A 1,068-nucleotide genomic window follows, 5' to 3' on the forward strand; every position below is an offset into this window, starting at 1 on the left:
TTCTGTTGCCTTACCATCTTCAGCAACATTTGAGATCTTATAAGTCGGAGCTGTAAAAGCACCATCTGCAAATGTTGAACCACCACCCAAATAGGTCGCAACGGTATTGCCTAGTGAATGAAGCTGGTCACCATTTACAGCATCATGTGAATCCTTGGCAATCTTACCATCAGCAACATTATGGAGACCTACAGCTGTCTTATCTTTAGCTTTTCCTAAAGTGACATTCGCATAATCAATTTTACCATCCTTTTTATCGTAATGAACAACTGCTGATTCATCAGACTGAAGACTGTTGGAAAGATCCGTTAAACCTTTCTCAAGCTGGCCTTTGTTAACGGCATCATTATCCTTGGTCGCTGCCTTCACACCAGAAAGTGTCCGATCCGTACCTGCCTTATTGGCAATATTGATTTCACTGCCTTCTACTTCTTTACCGATAGTGATAAGATTTGTAGTTGCATCTTTCTTAACAAGGCTATCGCCTTTCACATTGGCAATTTCATTGTTAATTTGTTTGGTAATCTCGTTTTTAACATTCGTGATAGAATTACCAACTCCAGCAAAAGCAGATGCTACATCAGAATAATTCTCTTCTCCAGAGTTACCATCTTCCTTGATTGTTTTAACCTTGAATGTAGGAGCGGTCCATTTACCATCCTTATAGACAGCACCACCCCCTAAAGACGTAGCAACCCCTGTGCCTAATGTATGAAGCTGTGAGCCATTAACGGCGTCTGTTGAAGTTTCACTGATAGCTCCTGCTGCAAGAGACGTTATCTTGCTGTTTTCTTGTGTCACTACAACTGTGTTGTCTTCTTTTTCTTCCTTCTTTTCATGCTGCGCGACAAAGGCATGGGCTGTATCACTCCATAACAAGGCATCGCCTTTAAATGCTTGCGTAATATTCGTTACTTTTTCAGTAAAATTTTTGACCTCATTCGTTAGATGCGTATTCACATTCTTGATACTCGCATCAAGACCAGCAAAAGCTGAACCAACATCGTTATATGAACTAGTCGTTACTGTACCATTGTCAGTAATATTAGAGATCTTATAAGTCGGAGC

At 40.5% G+C, this 1,068-nt stretch carries 1 pseudogene; it reads right to left on the reverse strand.

Annotation, left to right across the window (positions count from 1 at the left end):
- Positions 1 to 1,068 (reverse strand): annotated as a pseudogene (locus ACFIKQ_RS08990) (hypothetical protein); the annotation flags it as partial.

Source organism: Bartonella sp. MR63HLJHH (assembly GCF_042194155.1).
GTDB lineage: Bacteria > Pseudomonadota > Alphaproteobacteria > Rhizobiales > Rhizobiaceae > Bartonella > Bartonella grahamii.